General features: G+C 55.9%; 21 protein-coding genes. 11 read left to right on the forward strand and 10 right to left on the reverse strand.

What is annotated here, in order from left to right; translation table 11 throughout:
* Window positions 1-34 precede the first annotated feature (34 nt).
* The 3 genes from ACNT1W_RS08210 to ACNT1W_RS08220 are packed head-to-tail and all read left to right on the forward strand — an operon-like array spanning window position 35 to window position 4,233.
* Window positions 35-1,180, forward strand: a complete 1,146-nt coding sequence (locus ACNT1W_RS08210; RefSeq protein ID WP_419246622.1) for an MFS transporter — start codon at window positions 35-37, stop codon at window positions 1,178-1,180.
* A 49-nt stretch (window positions 1,181-1,229) separates the two neighbouring features.
* Window positions 1,230-2,282, forward strand: coding sequence for a UDP-glucose 4-epimerase GalE (gene galE, locus ACNT1W_RS08215; protein WP_419246623.1), 1,053 nt, complete (start codon window positions 1,230-1,232; stop codon window positions 2,280-2,282).
* Entirely contained in the window at window positions 2,272-4,233 is a 1,962-nt protein-coding gene (locus ACNT1W_RS08220; protein WP_419246624.1) for a TcdB toxin N-terminal helical domain-containing protein, read from the forward strand. Before galE ends, ACNT1W_RS08220 begins: the two co-directional genes overlap by 11 nt.
* Window positions 4,234-4,441: 208 nt before the next feature.
* Here ACNT1W_RS08220 and fur read toward each other — a convergent pair whose 3' ends face one another.
* The 4 genes from fur to ybfF form a co-directional block, all read right to left on the reverse strand.
* On the reverse strand, window positions 4,442-4,888 hold the full coding sequence (gene fur / locus ACNT1W_RS08225; protein ID WP_012005673.1) for a ferric iron uptake transcriptional regulator: 447 nt from the start codon (window positions 4,886-4,888) through the stop codon (window positions 4,442-4,444).
* A gap of 320 nt (window positions 4,889-5,208) precedes the next feature.
* On the reverse strand, window positions 5,209-5,748 hold the full coding sequence (gene fldA / locus ACNT1W_RS08230; protein ID WP_012005674.1) for a flavodoxin FldA: 540 nt from the start codon (window positions 5,746-5,748) through the stop codon (window positions 5,209-5,211).
* Between the two features lie 228 nt (window positions 5,749-5,976).
* On the reverse strand, window positions 5,977-6,264 hold the full coding sequence (gene ybfE / locus ACNT1W_RS08235) for a LexA regulated protein (protein WP_012005675.1): 288 nt from the start codon (window positions 6,262-6,264) through the stop codon (window positions 5,977-5,979).
* 292 nt (window positions 6,265-6,556) lie between these two features.
* On the reverse strand, window positions 6,557-7,330 hold the full coding sequence (gene ybfF, locus ACNT1W_RS08240; protein ID WP_112364355.1) for an esterase: 774 nt from the start codon (window positions 7,328-7,330) through the stop codon (window positions 6,557-6,559).
* A gap of 366 nt (window positions 7,331-7,696) precedes the next feature.
* Here ybfF and seqA point away from each other — a divergent pair, with 366 nt between their 5' ends.
* From seqA to ACNT1W_RS08260, 4 genes are all read left to right on the forward strand, one after another.
* On the forward strand, window positions 7,697-8,236 hold the full coding sequence (seqA, locus tag ACNT1W_RS08245) for a replication initiation negative regulator SeqA (protein WP_012005677.1): 540 nt from the start codon (window positions 7,697-7,699) through the stop codon (window positions 8,234-8,236).
* Window positions 8,237-8,312: 76 nt separating this feature from the next.
* Window positions 8,313-9,956: a phosphoglucomutase (alpha-D-glucose-1,6-bisphosphate-dependent) gene (gene pgm / locus ACNT1W_RS08250; RefSeq protein ID WP_259190725.1), complete on the forward strand. Its 1,644-nt coding sequence runs from the start codon at window positions 8,313-8,315 to the stop codon at window positions 9,954-9,956.
* A gap of 184 nt (window positions 9,957-10,140) precedes the next feature.
* Complete coding sequence (locus tag ACNT1W_RS08255) at window positions 10,141-10,797, forward strand: PadR family transcriptional regulator (RefSeq protein WP_012005679.1); 657 nt, start codon at window positions 10,141-10,143, stop codon at window positions 10,795-10,797.
* Window positions 10,797-11,096 carry a DUF3861 domain-containing protein gene (locus ACNT1W_RS08260; protein WP_012005680.1) on the forward strand — a complete coding sequence of 100 codons (300 nt, stop codon included), beginning with the start codon at window positions 10,797-10,799 and terminating at the stop codon, window positions 11,094-11,096. Before ACNT1W_RS08255 ends, ACNT1W_RS08260 begins: the two co-directional genes overlap by 1 nt.
* Window positions 11,097-11,123: 27 nt before the next feature.
* Here the strand turns inward: ACNT1W_RS08260 and kdpE are convergent, their stop codons facing one another.
* The 6 genes from kdpE to ACNT1W_RS08290 all read right to left on the reverse strand — a co-directional run bounded on the left by kdpE (window position 11,124) and on the right by ACNT1W_RS08290 (window position 19,064).
* On the reverse strand, window positions 11,124-11,813 hold the full coding sequence (kdpE, locus tag ACNT1W_RS08265) for a two-component system response regulator KdpE (protein WP_012005681.1): 690 nt from the start codon (window positions 11,811-11,813) through the stop codon (window positions 11,124-11,126).
* A gap of 18 nt (window positions 11,814-11,831) precedes the next feature.
* Window positions 11,832-14,525 carry a two-component system sensor histidine kinase KdpD gene (kdpD, locus tag ACNT1W_RS08270; RefSeq protein ID WP_419246625.1) on the reverse strand — a complete coding sequence of 898 codons (2,694 nt, stop codon included), beginning with the start codon at window positions 14,523-14,525 and terminating at the stop codon, window positions 11,832-11,834.
* 76 nt (window positions 14,526-14,601) lie between these two features.
* Window positions 14,602-15,171, reverse strand: a complete 570-nt coding sequence (gene kdpC / locus ACNT1W_RS08275; RefSeq protein ID WP_012005683.1) for a potassium-transporting ATPase subunit KdpC — start codon at window positions 15,169-15,171, stop codon at window positions 14,602-14,604.
* 19 nt (window positions 15,172-15,190) lie between these two features.
* Window positions 15,191-17,260, reverse strand: a complete 2,070-nt coding sequence (kdpB, locus tag ACNT1W_RS08280) for a potassium-transporting ATPase subunit KdpB (RefSeq protein ID WP_012005684.1) — start codon at window positions 17,258-17,260, stop codon at window positions 15,191-15,193.
* A 26-nt stretch (window positions 17,261-17,286) separates the two neighbouring features.
* Complete coding sequence (kdpA, locus tag ACNT1W_RS08285) at window positions 17,287-18,975, reverse strand: potassium-transporting ATPase subunit KdpA (protein ID WP_419246626.1); 1,689 nt, start codon at window positions 18,973-18,975, stop codon at window positions 17,287-17,289.
* Window positions 18,975-19,064, reverse strand: a complete 90-nt coding sequence (locus ACNT1W_RS08290; protein ID WP_004949718.1) for a K(+)-transporting ATPase subunit F — start codon at window positions 19,062-19,064, stop codon at window positions 18,975-18,977. The genes kdpA and ACNT1W_RS08290 overlap by 1 nt, the downstream gene beginning before the upstream one ends.
* Before the next feature lie 444 nt (window positions 19,065-19,508).
* Here ACNT1W_RS08290 and ACNT1W_RS08295 point away from each other — a divergent pair, with 444 nt between their 5' ends.
* The 4 genes from ACNT1W_RS08295 (at window position 19,509) to ACNT1W_RS08310 (ending at window position 23,261) form a co-directional block, all read left to right on the forward strand.
* Window positions 19,509-19,715 (forward strand): YbfA family protein, encoded by a 207-nt coding sequence (locus ACNT1W_RS08295; RefSeq protein ID WP_012005686.1) that lies wholly within the window; start codon window positions 19,509-19,511, stop codon window positions 19,713-19,715.
* A 143-nt stretch (window positions 19,716-19,858) separates the two neighbouring features.
* Window positions 19,859-20,812: a YbgA family protein gene (locus ACNT1W_RS08300; RefSeq protein WP_419246627.1), complete on the forward strand. Its 954-nt coding sequence runs from the start codon at window positions 19,859-19,861 to the stop codon at window positions 20,810-20,812.
* A gap of 15 nt (window positions 20,813-20,827) precedes the next feature.
* Complete coding sequence (phrB, locus tag ACNT1W_RS08305; protein ID WP_419246628.1) at window positions 20,828-22,258, forward strand: deoxyribodipyrimidine photo-lyase; 1,431 nt, start codon at window positions 20,828-20,830, stop codon at window positions 22,256-22,258.
* Window positions 22,259-22,280: 22 nt separating this feature from the next.
* On the forward strand, window positions 22,281-23,261 hold the full coding sequence (locus ACNT1W_RS08310; RefSeq protein WP_012005689.1) for an MBL fold metallo-hydrolase: 981 nt from the start codon (window positions 22,281-22,283) through the stop codon (window positions 23,259-23,261).
* Window positions 23,262-23,267: the final 6 nt, after the last annotated feature.

A 23,267-nucleotide genomic window follows, 5' to 3' on the forward strand; every position in this document is an offset into this window, starting at 1 on the left:
GATCGTTAACAGCAGCGACCGGCGGTAATCAGCGATGAATTCGATACGGCTGACCTTTATGGTCGTTGCTTTTTTTTCCGGCATTGCCGGGGCGCTGCAAATACCGACCCTGAGCCTGTTCCTCACCACCGAGGTGCGGGTGACGTCATTATGGGTCGGTTTTTTTTATGCAGTAAACGCCGGGGTCGGTATTATTGTCAGTTTTTTGCTGGCAAAAAAATCAGATCGCCAGCGTGACCGGCGCCATTTGATTTTAATCTGTTATTTATTGGCGGCGGGAAACTGTCTGTTATTTGCTTTTAATCGCAATTATCTGACGTTAATTACCGCGGGCGTGCTGCTAACCGCCATTGCCAATACGGCGATACCGCAATTATTTGCCCTGGCGCGTGAATACGGGGAGCGGTCATCGCAAAACGTCGCTATGTTTAGCGCCATTATGCGCGCCCAACTTTCGCTGGCCTGGGTATTTGGCCCGCCATTGGCTTTTATGCTGGTGGTGAATTATGGCTTTACGGCCATGTTTATGTTTGCTGCCGGCATATTCCTGCTGGTCACGCTGCTGGCCTGGTGGATATTGCCCGAGGTCGTTCGCCCGCCTGTGGGTAATGAAATCGGCATACCGCAAAAAACGGTCTTCGATAAAGACGTTAGCCGGTTGTTTTTCGCCTCGGTATTGATGTGGACCTGCAGCGCCATGTATCTGATTGATGTGCCGTTGTATATCACTGCCGAGTTGGGTTTGCCACAAAGTCTGACCGGCTGGATGATGGGCGTCGCCGCCGCGATCGAAATCCCCATCATGATCCTGGTAGGGCGCTACGTAAACCGGGTGGGCAAGCGCCTGATGATGGCGGGGGCGATGGTGGCCGGCATACTGTTTTATGCCGGGATGCTGTGGTTTACCTCGGCCGCCGGGTTGCTGGTCTGGCAGCTGTTCAACGCGATATTTATCGGCATTATTGCCACCGTCGGCATGCTGTATTTCCAGGACTTGATGCCGGAACGGGCGGGCATGGCCACCACTTTATTCACCAACAGTATTTCTACCGGTGTGATCCTGGCCGGAATATTACAAGGGATCCTGACCGAATACGGGCCGCATTCCTCCGTTTATCTGTTAGCCATATTACTGCTTTGTATTGCTTTACCTGTCGGTTTTAAAACCCGGGAAGTTTAGGTGGTTTCTGAGTGAATCGTTTATTTTTAAGCATAAACAAGGAAATATGATGGCTATATTGGTGACGGGCGGCGCCGGTTATATCGGCTCGCATACGGTATTGGCACTGTTGGAAAGGGGGGAGGAAGTTGTCGTACTGGACAACCTGTCCAACAGTTCGTCAGAGTCTTTGTTTCGGGTCGAGCGATTAACCGGTAAAAAAGTGAATTTTTATCATGGGGATATCCAGCAACACCATTTGTTGGATCATATATTTCGTCAGCATGATATTCATGCGGTTATTCATCTTGCGGGGTTGAAATCGATCAGGGAATCTACCGAAGAACCGCTGAAATATTATCAAAATAATATTTCCGGCTCATTGATCGTACTGGACAGAATGCGCCATGCCGGCGTTAAGCAATTTATTTTCAGCTCTTCGGCCACCGTTTATGGACCGGCGGAATATACCCCGCTGACGGAGAATTGCCGTGTTGGGCAGACCACCAATCCTTACGGAACTTCAAAGCTGATTGTCGAGCAGATCCTGGCGGAGTTCGCTTCCACGGCCCCGCAGATGGCGATCACCGCGCTGCGTTATTTTAATCCGGCCGGGGCGCACGAGTCCGGCTTGATTGGTGAGGATCCCGCCGGCATTCCCAATAATCTTCTGGCTTATCTGGCGCAGGTGGCTATTGGCAAACTCGCGGTGTTGCCGGTGTATGGCAACGACTACCCTACCAGCGATGGTACCGGGGTACGTGATTACATTCACGTTATGGATTTGGCCGAAGGGCATTTGAAAGCGCTGGATAACCTGCAACCAGGTTTTAACGTCTATAACCTGGGCACCGGCAAAGGCTACTCGGTGCTGGAGATTATTCGGGCGTTTGAACGCGCCTGTGGCTTCAAAATCGCCTACCAATTTAATCCCCGGCGTGCGGGAGATATTGCCGAGTGTTGGTCCGACCCATCGTTGGCGGCAGAAAAGTTGGGTTGGCAAGCTAAACGCAGTCTGGAAAAAATGGTGTGTGATGCCTGGTCATGGCAAAGCAAAAATCCGCAGGGTTACAGCCGTTGTGCATCGATGCCATCGATAAGGATGCTGGCCGATGAAGCTTAACGACGGGCATCTGGGTGTTCTGCAGGATGATCTGTTCCGGGCCGAATACGAAGCGCGGATCAGCGAGCTGAAGTTTGAGTTCGTTAAATATCAGCGCCAGACTTCACCGGCACGGCTGGAAAGTTTTCAGCGCGGTGTCGCTCAACTGCGCGAGTGGCGGGCAGCGCACGGGCATTTATTCAATGCCGGCCGCTGTTCTTCGTTGTTCTGCGTGCCCACTCGTCCGCTGGCTGCGAGTGAAAAACGGCTGCACCGTATCTGGTTGGGGGGGGCTATCCCTGACGATGCCAGAGAGGTTATCTCCCAGTGGGGCGACGCACAGCAGGTGGTGGCTAGCGCCGAGACGAATGACTGGGTCGGCATGTTATGGGTTTGGGACGCGCAGCAACTGGCAAGGGATGCGTATTTCATCCCCGTACCGGTGATAAAAGGCGGCTACCTGGGAGAATACGACGCCGGCAATCATCGTCTGCAGGTGCATTCGTTGAGCGAACTGGCGCAAAAAAGGGTCGGCGACAACCTGGGCTTTATCCATCAACTGCACGATAAGCGCTATTACGCCACGCTTTCCGACTACTTCCGTTTTCTGATTTTGATCGAGATGGGGGGGTTGTACATGGATATCGATACCCTTCCTCATCGATCGGCGACGCTGTTTTTGACCAAGCCAGAATTACCGGATTATCTTCAGTTTCTGCCCGCAGGGGAAGTCAGCCATGTTAGCTGGTTGAATCTGTTTCTCGATGAAACCGGCATGATTATCAGCCGCAAAGGAGATATCTCGCTGTGCCGGATGTTGGCGGGGTTGGATCAGATCTATGCGGCGCAAAGCGGTGAAGTGCCGGACAAGAATTCGGTTTATGAGCGGAAATTGTTCGATCCCTTTTATCAGATGTGGAGTCGCCACATAGGTCGGTCCTTCCTCAGTCACGACCGCTTCTGTGAGGATTATGGCGTCCATTATGATGCGCACCCACAGGCAGTCACCTGTGGTATCCGTGGTATGCGCCTGTTGGAGGATGTGATCACCAATGAGCGGCTACCGCTGTCGCAGGAGGAACAGTTTAGCTACCAACAATGCGTCAGCCGCCTGGAACAGCTGGATTGGCAGCTCGAACAGCCGCTGGATCTGGCTCGTTATGCGGAAATATTTACCGTCGATGAAGTGCCGCGTATGGCCTATCCAGCGCAGATCCGTTCCGATATTGACCATTACCACTATTATTCCGTGCTTTCCCATGACCGCACGCTTGATCGGGTAAACCAGCTATTTGGGGAATACCTGATCGCTGATAACCGACGGCAGATTATGGCGGGGAATTACTGGTGTCCAACCGCTGGGGGGAGAGATGTGTCGTTACCGGAGCCGGGCGGGGCATTGCATTTTCTACCAGGACGACAGGCCAGTGAAGCCGATAAAACCCGCATGGCGAAGCTAATCTTCACCACCAGTTACCTGGAGTACTGTTCTGTTGGCAACCGGGCCGGGCTGGATCTGGTGTCGTTACAGCAGGCGCAAAATATTGAGCCTTATCTGGGGTTGATCACGGTGGCTTACGACCGGCGTGGAGAGTTTGTCGGCTTTTTCAACGCGGCCACCGTTAGCGAACTGTATGGCATAGAAGCGGACTACCTTTATCGCGATGAAATGAGGCCGCTTGATGAGGCATACGATCGCTTTGTGCAAAGCCAGTGCGCTGCTGACGATTATTTTATCTGCAGTCTGGCAATTGAGAGCCAATTCCGCGGGCAAGGGCATTTTAATCAGATGTTTGCCCTGATAAAGCAGCAGGCAGATCGGCAACAGGCGAAAAATATCGTGCTGTGCGTATGGCAAAGCAGTGAGGCCAGCCAAATCTATCTGAACAAGGGATTCCGTGTCCGGGGTGTGTTCGATCAGGCCTGGTCGTTATTTTTTGATCGGCTGTTGTTTCTTGAGTATGAGCTGTGAAGAGGTTTGCCCATCCGCGTGTCGGCGGGTGAGTTGACGGTGAAGTGAGTGTAAGTGGGAAGCGAGAGAGAAGTGCCGCTGCAATTGTTGTATTTCAAGCTGTGAACTTTCCCCGGACCTGTCCGGGGATTTTTTTTATCTGTTCGTCACCGGGCTATGGGCATAAAAAAACCGCCATGAAGGCGGTTCTCAATGCCGGTTGAGGGCATTATTTTTTATCGTGCAGAGTTTCGTCTTCGCGGCAGTCACCGGCTTCACAGTGGCCATACAGGTACAGGCTGTGGTTGCTGAGCTTGATGCCGTGCTGCTTGGCGATATCACGCTGACGAACTTCGATAGATTCATCGCTGAATTCGATCACTTTGCCGCAGTCCAGGCAAATCAGGTGATCGTGGTGATGCTGCTGGGTCAGTTCGAATACGGACTTGCCGCCTTCGAAATTGTGACGGGTCACAATGCCGGCATCATCAAATTGGTTCAGTACGCGGTAAACCGTAGCCAGGCCAATTTCTTCGCCCATATCTATCAGTTTTTTGTACAGATCTTCCGCACTGACGTGATGGCATTCCGGATTTTGCAGTACTTCCAGGATTTTGAGTCGCGGAAGCGTGACTTTTAAGCCGGCCTTCTTCAATGCGGTGTTGTTGTCAGTCATGCGGATTCAGTCCTGTTACTATGCTAATCAAGTTGAGGCGTTCTCGCCTGTGGCATCGGTCGGCACAAAGAGTTAATTGCGTCTCATTATAGAACCGGTTGACCTAAATAGAAACCGCCGGTTGTTAACAAAGATATAATTGCACTATTGCATGTTACACACGCAACGTCTTGATGGGCGGGATAAACCGATAACTCAGTCTACCTTGACGATGTGGGAAGTTACAAATATGTATCTTCGATTGCAGTAATCAGTACTGCCAATGATGGCCCTGCCGGCAACACTATGCACTTTGCAGGGCTTTTGTTCAACCTTTGGCGTTAGCCGACGATCTCGGCCAGGCTCAGCTCTTCGACGATTTGTTTTACCCAACCTTCAACACGCTCATTGGTCAGTTCAGGTTGACGGTCTTCGTCAATCGCCAGGCCAATGAAGTGGCTGTCGCTTGCCAAACCTTTCGAGGCTTCGAAATGATAGCCTTTGGTTGGCCAGTGGCCGACTATGGCAGCGCCACGCGGTTCAATGATGTCGCGGATGGTGCCCATCGCATCACAGAAATATTCTGCGTAGTCTTCCTGATCGCCGCAGCCAAACAGGGCTACCAGCTTGCCGTTGAAGTCGATGTCCTCCAGCGTTGGGAAGAAGTCATCCCAGTCACACTGGGCTTCGCCGTAGTACCAGGTTGGAATACCGAGCAACAGAATGTCGAAGCCTTCCAGGTCTTCTTTGCTGCTTTTGGCGATGTCGTGAATTTCGCACACATCGTCACCGAACTGTTGCTTAAGAATTTTCTGGATCATCTTGGCAATGTTTTCGGTATTGCCAGTGTCGCTGCCAAAGAAAATGCCTACATTAGCCATATCGCGTATAACCTTTAAATTCAATAAATTGCATTACACGATGTTAGCGCTGACCACGATAACACCGATTAAAATGATGCCATGGCAAGGGGAGCCCTCACCGGTAATTGCGTATCATGCCAGAAATTTACCCCGGGGTTTTATCACGTTTATGCGATACCGGGTGGAATAAAATGATGTTGATCGGGCGTCATCCTTAACGCCGCGCCGCATGTGCGGCTGCAATGATCAATGTTCTGGCTGGTCGTCCGCCAGTTGTGCCAACAGCATTTGCTCAATAAGCTCGCTGCGGCTGATGTTCCGCTGTTCCGCCAGTTTGTTCAGAGCGTCCACCGCATCCGCGTTGATCTTCAGTTCCACACGCCGTAAGCCACGGACTTTATCGCGTCGAAGCTGATTACGCTTATTGATTCTAAGCTGTTCATCTCGGGATAGCGGGTTGGTTTTCGGGCGCCCCGGACGGCGTTCATCTGCGAACAGATCCAGCGTCGTGCGATCCGTTTGTTCTTTTGCCATAGGTAGCGGTACTGCAAGGGAGTTTGCATCTAAAAGCGCGTAGACGCTTCTGGATGGTTCGGTTAACACACTTCGGGCCAATAAACCCTAACCCAAATTCACCCCCAGCCAGGCGTTAATCAACACGCTCGACACGGCGGCAAAATTATAGCGCGCCATATTACCCCAGCAGGTGGAGCAACGACAATGCTTAACTGAGCCGAAAACGTGCTAAGCCGTTATCTTTAGCGCGTTTTTTCACCAGATGATTGTTTTAGGCGGCTGTACGCATCAGGCCAAAGGTCTGGTCGACTCAGGCTTCGCCGAGAAAACGGTGAATTGCGCGCAGCACCGCCTCCGGTTTTTCCGCATGAACCCAGTGCCCGGTGCCGGCGACTACGTGCGCGCGAGCCTGCGGGAACTGGCGGGCAATATCTGCGCGGTAGCTGTCCTGCACGTAGGGCGACAAACCACCACGAATGAATAATGTGGGATGTGGCCAGGCGGGAACCTCCTGCCAGCCGGTGATGTTTTCGTATTGTTCGATCAGCACCGGCAGGTTAAAGCGCCATTCGCCCTGGTGGAAGGATTTCAGCAGGAACTGGATCACCCCTTCTTCCTTCAGGTAGTCGCGCATCAGTTCTGCCGCCTGCTGGCGTTGGGTGATACCGGCCGCACTTACGGCTTGTAAGGCGACAAAAATCTCGTCGTGGCGACGGGTTTGATAATCCACCGGTGCCACGTCAATAACGATCAGTTTTTCCACTCGCTCAGGTGCGATTGCCGTCAGCGCCATCGCCGCTTTGCCGCCCATCGAGTGTCCAATCACAATGACCTTGTCCAACTGCAAATCATCCAGCAGCGTCAGCAGATCACGCGCCATTTCCGGGTAGGTCATCACCTCGGAACGTGGCGACAGGCCGTGGTTGCGCAGATCGACTTTAATCACGCTGTGCTGTTGGTTCAGGTCGCGCGCCAGCACGCCCAGATTGTCCAGATTGCCAAACAGCCCGTGGATCAGGACAACCGGCAGAGCATCGGACTCGCAGGCCAGCAGTTGATAATGTAATTTCATGGCGAAGTTCATACTGAGTGAGATTCAGATTAGGGTATCATGATTAAAACACACGATGAAAATACCCGTCGCCTTTCAAGCCGCAGCGTTGTTACCTGCACTAGCTCACCCCAGTTACTTACTTGAGTAAGCGCCTGGGGATGAGCGAGTTGGTCGCCTAGCTGCGACTTGAAATCCATAGGGTATAACGCGGATTTTTCATGGTAAGGTGATGGGTTGGCAGAGCCGATGCCAGGCAGGCTTTAGGTAATTGTCTGCTTTTGCCGTATTGAGGCACATTGTGATGTTCGCATCTGCGCTTTTAACCTTATAATCCCATGGCTTGAATGCAGGATCTGGCTTCAGGTTCTAAGTAGAAAAAAACAGTACTGGATAAAGATGAAAACTATTGAAGTCGACGAAGAGCTCTACCGTTATATTGCCAGCCACACGCAACATATTGGTGAGAGCGCGTCCGATATTTTGCGCCGCATGTTGAAATTTACCGCAGGTCAGCCGTTACGTGCGGTGCCGGCAGCCAGTGCCCAGAGCGCTGAACAGGATAAAATTGTTGCCGCGTCGCGCCCGCGCGATCGCGTACGTGCCGTGCGTGAGCTGCTGTTGTCGGATGAATATGCCGAGCAGAACAAAGCGGTGAACCGTTTTATGCTGGTACTTTCCACCCTGTATACCCTCGACGCGGCCGGTTTTGCCACGGCGACCGAGGCGTTACATGGCCGTACCCGCACCTATTTTGCCGGCGATCAGCAAACCCTGCTGGCAAACGGAACGCACACCAAACCAAAGCACGTTCCGGGCACCCCTTACTGGGTGATCACCAATACCAATACCGGTCGTAAACGCAGCATGGTGGAACACATCATGCAGGCTATGCAGTTCCCAGCGGAACTGACAGAAAAAGTTTGCGGCACTATCTAATTTAGCGAACAGCCCGTCATGGTGGCCGTGAGCGACATATTGCCAGGCCGCAGGACAGGGATAGGGAGATATGTCGATGGCGAATAATCCACGTGCCGGGCAACCGGCTCAGCAAAGCGATTTGATCAACGTAGCCCAGCTGACGTCGCAGTACTATGTACTGCAACCTGAAGCGGGCAATGCGGCACACGCGGTGAAGTTCGGTACTTCGGGCCATCGCGGCAGCGCTCTGCGTCATAGCTTTAATGAAAACCATATTCTCGCTATTGCGCAGGCGATTGCGGAAGTCCGCCATCAGCAAGGGGTGACCGGCCCATGCTACGTGGGCAAAGACACTCATGCGCTGTCCGAGCCTGCCTTTATTTCTGTACTGGAAGTGTTGACCGCCAATGGCGTCGATGTTGTCGTGCAGGAAAATAACGGCTTCACGCCAACCCCTGCGGTATCCCATGCCATTTTGTGCCATAACCGCAACGGTGGGGCATTGGCCGACGGCATCGTTATTACCCCGTCTCACAATCCCCCGGAAGACGGTGGCATCAAATATAACCCGACCAACGGCGGCCCGGCCGACACCAATCTGACCTCGGTGATTGAAAAGCGCGCCAATGAACTGCTGTCTTTGCAGCTGCAAGGCGTTCAGCGTCAGTCATTGGACAAGGCCTGGAACAGCGGCCGCGTGCACGCACAAGATCTGGTGCAGCCGTACGTCGAAGGGTTGGTGGATATTGTCGATATGCCTGCTATCCAGCGTGCCGGCCTGAAGTTGGGCGTCGATCCGCTTGGCGGTTCCGGCATTGCCTACTGGCAGCGTATTGCCGAGCATTACAAGCTGGATCTGACGCTGGTGAACGACTCTATCGATCAGACCTTCCGCTTTATGCACCTGGACCACGACGGCGTGATCCGCATGGACTGTTCGTCAGTGCCGGCGATGGGTGGTTTGCTGGCGCTGCGTGACAAGTTCGATCTGGCGTTCGCCAACGACCCGGATTACGACCGCCACGGCATTGTTACGCCGAAGGGCCTGATGAACCCGAACCATTATCTGGCGGTGTCCATCAACTACCTGTTCCAGCATCGTCCACAGTGGGGCGCCGATGTGGCGGTGGGCAAAACGCTGGTTTCCAGTGCAATGATTGACCGCGTGGTCGCCTCTCTGGGCCGTAAACTGGTGGAAGTGCCAGTGGGCTTCAAATGGTTTGTCGATGGCTTGTACGATGGCAGCCTGGGCTTTGGCGGTGAAGAGAGCGCTGGGGCATCCTTCCTGCGTTTCAACGGCAAACCTTGGTCTACCGATAAAGACGGCATGATTATGTGTCTGTTGGCGGCGGAAATCACCGCAGTCACCGGTGAAAACCCACAAAATCACTACGAAGATCTGGCCAAACGCTTTGGCGCACCGAGCTACAACCGCATTCAGGCGCCGGCAACCTCAGCGCAGAAAGCCGCGTTGTCCAAGCTGTCACCGGAAATGGTCAAGGCCGATACTCTGGCGGGTGATCCGATCACCGCACGTCTGACCGCAGCACCGGGCAACGGCGCATCCATTGGCGGCCTGAAAGTGATGACTGACAATGGCTGGTTCGCAGCGCGTCCTTCCGGTACCGAAGAGGCTTACAAGATTTATTGTGAGAGCTTCCTGGGGGCCGAACATCGCGAAAAGATCGAGCACGAAGCGGTCGAAATCGTCAGCGCAGTGCTGGCTTCCGCCAAGTAAGTTTTCCCCACTCCCGATGAAAGCGCTGTTTTTACAGCGCTTTTTTTATGCCTGCAATTTAGATATATCTATTTTACGAACAGCGCTTGCGCATTTAGATATATCGATCTAGATTAGCTATATCGAAGTCGTTTAGATATATCTAAACCACCTCGTCACTAACTATCTATTGAGAGGTATAGCTATGTTTCACCGTTTAGATTCACACCGTCGTCACGGCGGTCATCCTGAGCACGAAGAAGGGCACTGTCATCATCATCGCCGCCGCGGCGGACGTCATCACTTTGGCGGCGATCACGGCGAAGAGCATGGCCGGGGCGGACGCGGCGGTCGTGGTGGCCGTCACCGTATGTTTGAACATGGGGACCTGCGACTGGTGCTGTTGGCGCTGGTGGCACGCAAACCGAGCCACGGTTATGAACTGATCAAGGCCATTGATGAGGCTTCTTCCGGTCTGTACGTGCCAAGCCCGGGTGTGATTTACCCGACGCTGACGCTGTTGGAAGAACAGGATTTCCTCGAGCCAATCACCAGCAGCAACGGCCGCAAAAGTTATCAGATCACTGAACTGGGCCAGAATGAATTACAAAAGCACCAGGCCGTTGTCGACGTGATCCTGGCCCGTTTGGCCGGTGCCGATCGCGGTCATCATCATCACGGCAATCTGGCAGAGGGCATCTCTGATGCCATGAACCGCCTGCGCAGTTTGCTACGCGGCAACGTGATGCGTGCCGATCTTTCCGCGCAGCAGGTAGAACGCATCAATGCTGCGTTGCTGACCGCCGTGGCGGCGATTGAAAGCGAAATGAACATTACCCCGACGGCACAGGAGAATGAATAATGCCAGGCCACCGTTTCCGCATCACCGTTGAAGCCCTGAGCGATCGCAAAGGCGAGCCCGTAGAGAAAGCACCACTGAGTTTTGAAGTAGAAAACCACGACGACATTCTTGGAATCGTTGAGCGCATCAAAGCGCGTGAAGACCTGAACTTTGGCGAGAACAACAGTGCGGCCTTTGCCGTTGGCCTGAAACTGTTTTCCGAAGTGATGATCGAAAACCGCAAGCATCCGGTATTTGCACCGCTGCGCGAAGCGTTCAAGGAATTTATGATAGGGTTGAAGAAAGGCCCACAACAGTAGGGGCGCCGCATGCTGCGCCCATTAACTTCAAGGCATAAAGCGGTAACCGACGCCGGTTTCGGTCAGCAAGTGTTTTGGCCGGGCCGGGTCGGCCTCCAGTTTCTGCCGCAGATGGCCCATATAAATTCGCAGATAATGGCTGTGTTCGACGTAGTTCGGACCCCACACGTGGCTAAGAAGCTGCCGCTGGGTCAACACCTTGCCGGAGTTGGCCAGCAACTCGGCCAGCAGTCGAAACTCTATTGGCGTCAGATGCAAATCTTCCCCCTGGCGCAACACCCGGCGATTAATCAGATCTACGGTGATTTCTGAGAAGCTGACCAACGGGCTTTCCTGCAGGCTACCGGAATGACGTCGCAACGCGACCCGCACGCGCGCCAGCAATTCGCCAATACCAAATGGCTTGCTGAGATAGTCATCCGCCCCGGCGTCCAGCGCGGCGATTTTGTCTTCCTCAGCGTTGCGTGCCGACAACACGATGACCGGAATGGCGCTCCATTGGCGTAAATCGCGGATATAGTTAAGCCCGTCGCCGTCCGGCAACCCCAAATCGAGAATAATCAGATCCGGTTTACGCGTGCCGGCTTCAATCAGCCCGCGTTGCAGCGTTTCGCTTTCAAACACCCGCAGGCCTTCACTTTCCAGGGCGGTACGGACGAAACGCCGGATCTCTTTTTCATCTTCAACAATCAGAATATTGGTTGGCGTGTTGCTCACAAGACTCCCGGGACTTGATTAAAGATCAAAGGCTTCGCTGTCTATTTCTGGCGGTTTCTCCAGCGGTAGCACAAAGCGGAAACTGGCACCGCCGTTGGCACCGTTTTCGGCCCAGATACGGCCACCGTGCACTTCAATAATGGCACGGCAAATTGCTAACCCCAAACCCACGCCGGGGATCGCCGACTCTTTATTGCCGCGAGAAAACTTATCGAAAATAAGCTGCATTTTCCCTTCGGGAATGCCCGGCCCATCGTCCCAGACTTCGACTTCCAGCCACTCTGGCAGAGTATGGGCACGAATACCGATAGTAGCATCGTAGCCGGCATATTTATTGGCATTTTCCAACAGGTTAGTGAACACGCGCTCCAGCAGGCTGCCGTCGCAATTAACCAATACCAGCTCCGCCGGTAGCTCAACCTTGATTTGATGCTGAGTCATCAGCGGCTCCAGCATATGCAGCGATGCGCCGACGATCTCTTCCAGCGATTGCCACTCTTTACGCAGATTAAAACCCCCGGATTGAATGCGCGCCATATCCAGCAGGTTGTTCACCAGCCGGGTGGTGCTCAGCACCTGCTGGCGGATCTGACTGGCCTGGGTCGCATGGTTGGAGCCTTCCGCCGCCAGATCGAGCGTCAAAATTTCTGCCTGACCGAACAGCACCGTCAGCGGAGTGCGTAAATCGTGGGACAGCGCCGCCAGCAGCGAGTTGCGCAGTTGTTCGCGTTCGGCGTCCAACTTGGCTTCCTCGGCGCTGCGCGCCAAATGCAGGCGTTCCAGCGCGCTGGCAATCAATACCGCAAAAGTCTGTAGCAACCGCTGTTGTTCCGGCACCATCAGCTGACGCAGGTTGCTGGGCTCGATGGCCAACAGGCCAAAGGTTTGTTTCGACGTGGCTAACGGCAACAGTTGATAGGGAACGCCGGGCAGGGTGTCGGTACCAGCTCCGGCCGGCATGCCCTTGTCGAAACTCCAACGTGCAATAGCCTCATCTACCGACAGCAGTCCGCCGGTTTCCCCGACCATTTGCTGCAGCTTGCCGTCTTCCTGTGGCAGCAGCAGCACGGTTTTGGCCTGGAAACTGCTGGAGAGGAAGTGGCGGCTGGTTTTGGCGATGTCTTCGGTGGTCAGCGCCTGGCTCAGCCCGCGGGAGATCTCATACAGATGACGAGCCCGCTGTTCGCGGTAGCGCGCCACCCGCGCCTGATAACGTACGCCGGCGGTCAGGTTACCGATAGTGATGCCGACCGTCAGCATCACGCCGAAGGTCAGCAGATATTGCATATCGCTGACGGCAAACGACCATTCCGGCTGGACGAAAAACAGGTCAAAACTGGCGACGTTGATCACCGCCGCCAGCACCGACGGCCAGCGGCCGAAGAACAGCGCGACAATGGCCACGCCAAGCAGGTAGACCATCACCAGATTGGCCTGATCGAAGCCCGGCAGCAGCCACTGGGACAGCAGAGTGATCAGGGCGCAGAGTGCGACGGCGACGGCACAGCCACGCAGTTGCATACGCCATTTCTCGCCAAAGTTGCGGCTGTCGTGTTCTTTGCCTGGCTGCGGGGGGCTGTCGTTTTCCAGCGCGACAATCACCAGATCGAGGTCCGGACCCAACTTGCCGAGGCGATCGGCAAAGCTGCCGCGTAGTTTCCAGCGCTGTTCGCTGCGACGACCGATAATGATTTTGCCCAGGTTGTGCTCACGGGCGTAACGCAGCACCGCGCGTTCTTCATCAGGTTCGGACAGGGTGGCGGTTTCGGCCCCCAACTCCTGTGCCAGCCGCAGCGCTCGCAAAATTGCCCGGCGCTGACTCTCCGGTAAACGGTGCAATTTGGGCGTTTCGACATAGACTGCGTGCCAGTGGCAGCCCAGCCGGGCCGCCAGGCGGGCGGCGATACGCACCAGTTTTTCGCTGCCGCTGTTATGGCCGACGCACAACAGGATACTGTCGCGGGTATGCCACACGCGTTCACGCCCCTGAGTGTCGCGGAAGGCGCGCATCTGGTCATCGACCCGATCGGCGGTGCGGCGCAATGCCAGTTCGCGCAGGGCAATCAGATTGCCCTTACGGAAAAAGTGCTCGATGGCACGTTCGGCCTGACCGGGGATATACACCTTGCCTTCATTCAGACGCTGGCGCAGATCGTCCGGCGGCAGGTCAACCAGCACCACCTCGGTGGCTTCGTCGAACACGTGATCGGGCACGGTTTCACGTACCCGCACCCCGGTCACGCCGCCGACCACGTCGTTCAGGCTTTCCAGATGTTGTACGTTGACGGTGGTCAGCACGTCGATACCGGCATCCAGCAGCTCTTCGACATCCTGCCAGCGTTTCGGATGGCGCGAGCCATGGGCGTTGCTGTGCGCCAGCTCGTCCATCAGGATCAATGCCGGGTGACGAGCCAGTGCAGCGTCGAGATCAAACTCCTGCACCATTCTGCCGCGATACTGAATGCGCTTTTGCGCCAGCAAATCCAGCCCGCCCAGCAGCGCGGCGGTTTCGCTGCGGCCATGGGTTTCCACTACGCCGACCAGCACGTTCAGCCCCTGGGCACGCAGCCGCTGGGCTTCCTGCAGCATAGCGTAGGTTTTGCCTACCCCGGCGCAAGCGCCGAAGAACACCTTCAGGCGGCCACGGGGCTTTTCATTGGCCAGCGCCAGCAGGCTGTCAGGGTCGGGGCGCTGTTGTTCCTCTTCCACCATCGGAGTTCCTTTTTGCAGCAACGTAAAGCGGGTCCGGCACGCCGGACCCGTTACTTATCCTTTAACACGCGGGGCATTATTTCAATGCGTCGAGTGCCAGATTCAATTTCAGCACGTTCACCACCGACTCACCCATAAAGTTGGGGGTGGCCTGATCGGTGCTTTCATCAATCAGTTTGGTGATTTGCTCCGGTGCCAGTTGGCGCGCCGCAGCCACCCGCGCCAGTTGATACTGTGCCGCCGCAAGAGAGATCTGCGGATCCAGACCGCTACCGGACGCGGTCAGCAGATCGACCGGGATCGGCCCTTTCATCGCCGGATTAGCCTGGCGCAGCTGTGCCGCACGCTCGGCTATGGCTTTATCCAGCGCCGGGTTGGTGGCGGCCAGATTGCTACCGGCAGACGCCATGGCATTATAGGCCGAATCAGCGGTGGCAGAAGGGCGGCCCCAGAAATACTCGGGTTTGGTAAAGTTTTGGCCGATTAATGCCGAACCTACCACTTTGTCGCCCTGGTACAGCAGCGAGCCGTTGGCCGCGCCGGAGAACAACAGCTGCGACAGCCCGGTGGTCAGCAGCGGGTAGGCGATACCGGTAATCAACGTCAGCAGGATCAACATCACTAGTGAAGGTCGTAAATAAGACATTTTCATTTCCTCTTAATGATTAACCGGCGATATGCAGCGCGACCAGGAGCAGGTCGATCAGCTTGATACCGACAAAGGGCACCAGCAGACCGCCCACGCCATAAAGCCAAAGGTTACGACGCAGCAGCGCAGCGGCGCTCATTGGCTTGTAACTCACCCCTTTCAGCGCCAGCGGGATCAGGAACACGATCACCAGGGCGTTGAAAATAACCGCCGACATAATGGCGGAAGCGGGGGAGTGCAGATGCATCACGTTCAGCGCGTTCAACTGCGGATAGGTTGCCGCGAACGCCGCCGGGATGATGGCGAAATACTTGGCCACGTCGTTGGCAATACTGAACGTGGTCAGCGAACCGCGCGTCATCAGCATCTGTTTACCGATATGCACCACTTCAATCAGCTTGGTCGGGTTGGAGTCCAGATCGACCATGTTGCCCGCCTCTTTGGCGGCCTGGGTACCCGAGTTCATCGCCACCGCCACGTCGGCCTGTGCCAGCGCCGGGGCGTCGTTGGTGCCGTCGCCGGTCATCGCCACCAGACGGCCTTCAGCCTGGTATTGGCGGATCAACGCCAGCTTGGCTTCCGGCGTCGCTTCCGACAGGAAGTCATCCACCCCGGCTTCGGCGGCAATGGCGGCAGCGGTCAGTGGGTTATCACCGGTGATCATCACCGTTTTGATGCCCATTTTGCGCAGTTCGACAAAGCGTTCTTTGATACCGCCTTTGACGATATCCTTCAGCGCCACCACCCCCAGCACCCGTGGCCCTTCTGCCACCACCAGCGGCGTACCGCCGGTGCGTGCCACGCTGGCCACCAGGTCGTCTACCGCCTGCGGGAAGTGGCCCTGATTGGATTCCACGTGACGGCGAATGGCATCCACTGCGCCTTTACGGATCATGCGATCCTGCACGTTGACGCCGCTCATGCGCGTCTGGGCGGAGAAGGGCACGAAGGTAGCGTTCAGCGCCTGCAGGTCACGTTCGCGCAGGTTAAAGCGCTGTTTGGCCAGTACGACAATGCTGCGGCCTTCCGGCGTTTCATCCGCCAGTGAAGACAGCTGCGCGGCGTCGGCCAGTTCCTGTTCTTTCACTCCCGGTGCCGGCAGAAATTCGGATGCCTGACGGTTACCCAGCGTGATGGTGCCGGTCTTATCCAGCAGCAGTACATCCACGTCACCGGCGGCTTCCACCGCACGGCCACTGGTGGCAATGACGTTGGCGCCCAGCATCCGGCTCATCCCGGCCACGCCGATGGCGGACAGCAGACCACCGATGGTGGTCGGGATCAGACAGACCAGCAAGGCCACCAATACGGTGATACTGACCACCGAACCGCCGTTGGCGGCGTCGACGCTGTATTGCGAGAACGGGAACAGCGTGGCGGTCGCCAGCACGAACACCAGGGTCAGGGCGACCAACAAAATGGTCAGCGCCACCTCGTTCGGGGTTTTGCGGCGTTTGGCGCCTTCAACCATGGCAATCATCCGATCAAGGAAGGTTTCGCCCGGGTTGACGCTACACTGGACTACCAGCCAGTCGGACAGCACGCGGGTACCGCCGGTGACCGATGAGAAGTCGCCGCCGGACTCACGGATCACCGGTGCGGACTCACCGGTAATGGCGCTTTCATCCACCGATGCACCGCCTTCCAGCACTTCGCCGTCGCAGGGAATGGTGTCACCGGCCTCGACCAGCACCACGTCACCCTTGCGCAGGCTCTCGGCGGAGACTTTCTCGGTGGCACCCTCACGGCGCGGTCCGGCCAGTTTCTTCGCCCAACTGGTTTTCTTGGTGCCTCTCAGGCTTTCCGCCTGAGCTTTGCTGCGCCCTTCGGCCAGCGCTTCGGCAAAGTTGGCGAACAGCACGGTGAACCACAGCCACATGGCAATGCTGCCGGTAAAGGCGGCGCTGCCGTCGGTCTGTTTGGCGAGGATCGCCAGCCAGATGGCCGTGGTCAGAATGCTGCCGATATACACCACGAACATCACCGGGTTACGCCACTGGGTACGCGGATCCAGCTTTTTCAGCGCATCGATCAGCGCGGTACGGACCAGTGCCGGTTCAAACAGCGCGCGTTGTTTGCGAGTCATCTTTTATTCTCTCTCTATGACGTCGATTATTTGGTCAGCCAAAGTTGCAAATGCTCAGCCACCGGTCCCAGCGCCAGCGCAGGCACGAAGGTTAATGCGCCCACCAGCAGCACGGTGCCGACCAGCAGGCCGATAAACAACGGCCCGTAGGTTGGCAAGGTCCCGTTACCCGCAGGCTGGCGTTTCTTGGCGCACAGCGAACCGGCAATTGCCAGCACCGGCAGGATCACCCCGAAGCGGCCGACGAACATGGCAAAGGCCAACAGCAGGTTGTAGAACGGCGTGTTGACGCTCAGCCCACCAAAGGCGCTGCCGTTGTTATTGGCGGCGGAGGACAGGGCATACAGCACTTCGCTGAAACCGTGCGCACCCGGGTTAAGAATGCCGGCGCGGCCTACGTCGGTAGAGATGGCCAGTGCGCTGCCCAGCAACACCAGGGTCGGCGTGACCAGGATCGCCAGCGCGGTCATTTTCATGTCATAGACGTCGATTTTTTTGCCCAGATATTCCGGGGTACGCCCAATCATCAACCCGGCGATAAACACCGTCAGCAGCACGAACAGCAGCATGCCGTACAGGCCGGAACCTACGCCGCCGAACACCACTTCACCAATCTGCATCAGCCACATGGGCACCATGCCGCCCAGCGCGGTGAAGGAGTCATGCATGGCATTGACGGCCCCACAGGACGCTGCGGTGGTGACCACCGAGAACATGCTGGTGGCGAGAATGCCAAAGCGCGATTCCTTGCCTTCCATATTGATGTTGCTGGCACTGCCCAATTCGCTCAGATGCGGGTTACCCGCCAGCTCGGCGTACATCACCACTACGACGGCCACCACGAAGATCAGTGACATCGCCCAGATCAGCGCATGGCCCTGACGGTTCTCACCGGCCACCTGGCCGAAGGAAAAGCACAGCGCACAAGGGATCAGGAAGATCGCCAACATCTGCACAAAGTTGGTCAGTACGGTCGGGTTTTCGAACGGATGAGCCGAGTTGACGCCGAAGAAGCCGCCGCCGTTGGTGCCGAGCATCTTGATCGCTTCCTGAGAGGCAACCGGCCCCATTGGCAGCGTCTGCTGCGCGCCTTCCAGCGTGCTGATATGCAGGTAAGGCAGGAAGTTTTGCAACGTGCCCTGGCTGACGAAGAACAGCGCGATCAGCAGCGAGATCGGCAGCAACACGTACAGCGTTATACGGAACATGTCGAGCCAGGCATTACCAATGGTGGCGCTGGAACGGCGGGTGAAGGCGCGAATCAACGCAAAGGCCACGGCGATACCGGTAGCGGCAGACAGGAAGTTCTGCACTGCCAGCCCGGCCATCTGGCTGAGGTAGCTGAGGGTGCTTTCACCGCTGTAGGCCTGCCAGTTGGTGTTGGTGACAAAGCTGACGGCAGTATTGAACGCCAGATCCCATGACAGGCCGGGGAAACCCTGCGGGTTTAGCGGCAACGAGCCTTGCGTCATCAGCAGCGCAAACAGCAGCGCCAGGCCGAGCAGGTTGAACCACAAGATTGCCAGCGCGTACTGCCACCAGTTCATTTCAGCGGTGGTATTGCCACAGCAACGCCAGACGGCGGCCTCCACCCGACGCAGCGCGGGTAAAGGTTCACCTTCGATCAGGCGCGCCAGGAAACTGCCTAACGGCCGGGCCAGCAGCAAAAGCACCAGCATAAAGCTGGCAATCAATAAAAAGGCTGAAGCTGCCATCAGAAATCCTCCGCATTGAACAGGGCATAAACCAGATAGCCCAACAGCAGCAGGACCAACAGCGCACCACCAATAACGCTGATACTCACAGGACACCTCCAGAGGTGTAGTTTTTGATAGAGCGAGTGTAGGGAGGGCGGTAGAAAGAAGATGAAAAAATAGCGCTGGCCGGTGTAAAAAAAGTATAAAAATGGCTGAAATTACAGCAGAAAATGGCTTTTTAGCCTCGATTTTGGGGTGCGTAGCGCAGTTGGACTCCTGTTTGGGGGCGTGAAGATGAAGGTTTGCGTAAACAGGGTGTAAATAACCACAATGTAACCAATGGTTAGTTAATTATTAACTTGTGTGTAACAAAATTACGTGATGACGCATTTAATTGCGATTTTTTGACCAGTTTAGTGGTCGGATGAGTAGTAAACTTTCATCAATTGCGCTAAAATTTTGTCCAGTTACCAAATCATCCCGTTTTAATGGTTTACGCCAGTGCTGTTTGCAAGACAAATCAACGGCCGGGCGTTTTTAAGGAGGTTCGCATGTCTATCTACCCAGCTTATTCATTGCATCGGATTCTCCTGCGTCGCAGCGCAGTGATCCTGGCAGGTGTGTTGGCTTTACCGGTAATGCTTTTCCGCAGTGACCGTGCTCGTTTTTACAGCTATTTGCACCGCGTCTGGTCAAAAACCAGCGATAAACCGGTCTGGCTGCAGCAGGCGGAACTGGCGGCCTGCGATTTTTACTGATTGCCGCCGTTGTCCCCTGAAACCCTCGCTTCGCAGCGGGGGTTTTTTTATGGGCGCGGTTCGGTCATTGTGTTGGTAAGGTTCGTCCTGAGAGGGAAATTCCTCTACACTTTTAACATCATCCAACGCTGCGGGAGCCCATGATGAGTGACAAAATTCCGGTCGGGATCAGCGCCTGCCTGCTGGGTGAAAAGGTGCGTTTTGACGGCGGCCATAAACGGCTGGCCTTCGCGGTGGAACAACTGGCGCCCTATGTGCGGTTTGAGGCGATTTGCCCGGAAATGGCGATCGGCCTGTCGACCCCGCGCCCGGCGCTGCGGTTGATCAAAAAACAACATCATGTCGCGCTGCGTTACAGCAATGACGACAGCATCGATGTGACCGACCAGATGCAGCAGTTTTCCACCCAGCGTATTGCTGCTTTGCAGCATCTGTGCGGCTACATTGTCTGCGCTAATTCGCCAAGCTGCGGCATGGAACGGGTGCGGCTGTATGATGAGGGCGGTGCAGGCGCGCGTAAAAGCGGCGTCGGGTTGTTCACCGCCGAACTGCAGCGCCAAATGCCCTGGCTGCCGGTGGAAGAAGACGGACGCCTGAATGACGCAACGCTGCGGGAAAACTTTGCCGAACGCGTTTATGCCTTGTATGAGTTGAACATGCTGTGGCGCAAGGGGCTGACTCGTGGTGGGCTGATCGCCTTCCACAGCCGTTATAAGCTGTCGCTGCTGGCGCACTCACAGCCGGAATACCGCGAACTGGGGCGCTTTGTGGCTGATGTGGATAAATGGGAGTCGCTGGAGGCGTTCGCCATTGAATACCGCAGCCGTCTGATGAGACTGTTGGCGCACAAGGCGACGCGCCGCAACCATACCAACGTGCTGATGCACGTACAGGGTTATTTTCGCAGTCACCTGAGTTCCGCGCAGCGTCAGGAACTGGCGCAGTTGATCGACCGCTATCGGCAGGGCGTGCAGCCGCTGCTGGCGCCGATTACTCTGCTCAAACATTACATGGCCGAATACCCCGATCGCTATCTGGCCGATCAGCGTTATTTCGAGCCCTATCCCGAGGCGTTGCGCCTGCGTTATGGCCATTAATTGACAAGGAGTTTTATGACCACGCATCTGGTCTGGTTGCGTAACGATCTGCGTATTACCGACAACAAAGCGTTGCATGCCGCTTGCAGCGATCCCGACGCCCGCGTGCTGGCGGTGTTTATCGCCACCCCGCAACAATGGCGACAGCACGAAATGGCCCCCCGTCAGGCTGCATTTATCCATGCCAACCTGCTGCAGGTGCAGCAGGCTCTTGCCGAACGCGGCATTCCGCTTGGCTATCACCAGTGTGATGATTTTTCCGCCGCGGTTGACTGGCTGACGGCGTATTGCGCGCAGCAGCGGGTGGATAGGCTGTTTTACAATCGCCAGTATGAAATCAATGAGCGCCAGCGCGACCAACGGCTGGAACAGCGTTTGTCCGGGCAGGCGATTTGCCAGAGTTTTGATGACAGCCTGCTGTTACCGCCGGGTAGTGTGCAGACCGGTAGCGGCGAAATGTACAAAATCTACACGCCATTTCGTAAAGCCTTTATCCAGCGTCTGACTGAATCCGACATTCAATCCTTGCCTGCGCCAAAACCACGGGCAGGCGGCGCATTACCGGTAACCGCTATCCCAGAGGCATTTGATTATCCGCCGGCAGAGCCGAACGAGGATTTCCCCGCCGGGGAAGAAGCGGCGCTACAGCGGCTACGCAGCTTTTGCCGTGAGCAGGTGCAGGATTACCTCGAGCAGCGGGATTTGCCCGCCATTGCCGGGACCAGCAGCCTGTCGCCTTATCTGGCAATTGGCGTGTTGTCGCCGCGCCAATGTTTTAACCGCCTGCGAGCTGAATGTCCGCAACTGCTGGAGAATCATGACAGCGGTGCCTTCGGCTGGCTCAATGAGCTGATCTGGCGCGAGTTTTATCGGCATTTGATGGTGGCCTATCCCGCGTTATGCAAGCACCGTCCCTTTATCGAATGGACGGATAGGGTACGCTGGCAGGATAACCAAGAACTGTTGCAGGCCTGGCAGCAGGGCGTGACCGGTTATCCGATTGTCGATGCAGCCATGCGCCAATTGAATACCACCGGCTGGATGCACAACCGATTACGCATGATCAGCGCCAGCTTTCTGGTGAAAGACTTGTTGATCGACTGGCGTGCCGGTGAAAGCTATTTCATGTCACAGTTATTGGATGGCGATCTGGCGGCCAATAATGGCGGCTGGCAGTGGGCGGCCTCAACCGGCACCGACGCTGCGCCGTACTTCCGCATTTTTAATCCGACCACTCAGGGCGAACGTTTTGATCCGCAAGGCACTTTTATCCGTAAATGGTTGCCCGAGCTGGCGGATGTACCGGACAATGCTATCCATCAACCCCATCGCTGGGCAGAACAACAGCAGCGCGTGCTGGATTATCCGCTGCCGATCGTCGACCACAAACAGGCGCGGCTGGAGACGCTGGCGGCCTTTGAAGCGGCGAAGCGCGGGGAATATTAAGGCAACAGCAAGGAGCGAAATAATGATGAAAAAGGTGCTGGCCCTGTGCCTGAGCGGCTATTGCGCCCTGGCGCAGGCCGGCTTTGACGTGGTGGCGCTGGGCGTGGACGGCGGCGTGGGGGGCGGCAATCTGACCTCCTACCTGATCCGCAGCGACAATCAGACGCAGTATCTGGCGCTGGATGCCGGCTCACTGCTACCGGGCATCGCCAAGGGGCTGGAAAAGGGCAGTTTCCCGCAGGTCACCCCTGAACTGGCTGCGCCTTATACCCCGCAGGGCTATATCTTCCGCCAGTTAATCGGCGCTTACTTTATCAGCCATGGTCATCTGGACCACGTGGCCGGGCTGATTATCGGTTCGCCGGAAGACAGTAAAAAGAATATCTATGCCCAGGTCGATACCATTTTGACCCTGCGTAATCATTATTTTAACTGGAAGGCCTGGCCTAACTTCACTGATTCCGGCAACGGTTCGCGACTGGGGACTTACCGATTACAAACGGTACGGCCACAGCAGCGCGTGACTCTGGGCATGACAGGTTTGAGTGGCGTGATGTATCCGCTCAGTCATGACCGCTACCCTTCTTCGATGTTGCTGGTGTCCGATCGCAGCGGCTCTTTCGCCTATTTTGGTGATACCGGAGCGGACGCACTTGAGCAGTCGCGCAATCTCGATAGCGCCTGGCGTGCGCTGGGGCCGTTGATTGAGCAGAAAAAGTTGAAAGGGATGATTATCGAAACCTCCTATCCCAATGAGGTGGAAGATAAAAACCTGTATGGCCACCTGACACCGGCGTGGCTGCAAAAAGAGTTGAAGAATCTGACTCAGTACAGCGGCGGCGAAGGCTCGCTGAAAGATTTCCCGGTGGTGATCAGCCATATCAAGCCCAGCCTGAAGCAGGGCGAAGACGTGCGCGCGACCATCAAACAGCAGTTGGAACAGGGTAACAGCCTGGGCGTAAAATATATCCTGATGGAACAGGGCGACCGGCAGACATTTTGAATTAAA

This window comes from Serratia sp. NFX21 (genome assembly GCF_048517035.1).
Taxonomy (GTDB): domain Bacteria; phylum Pseudomonadota; class Gammaproteobacteria; order Enterobacterales; family Enterobacteriaceae; genus Serratia; species Serratia quinivorans.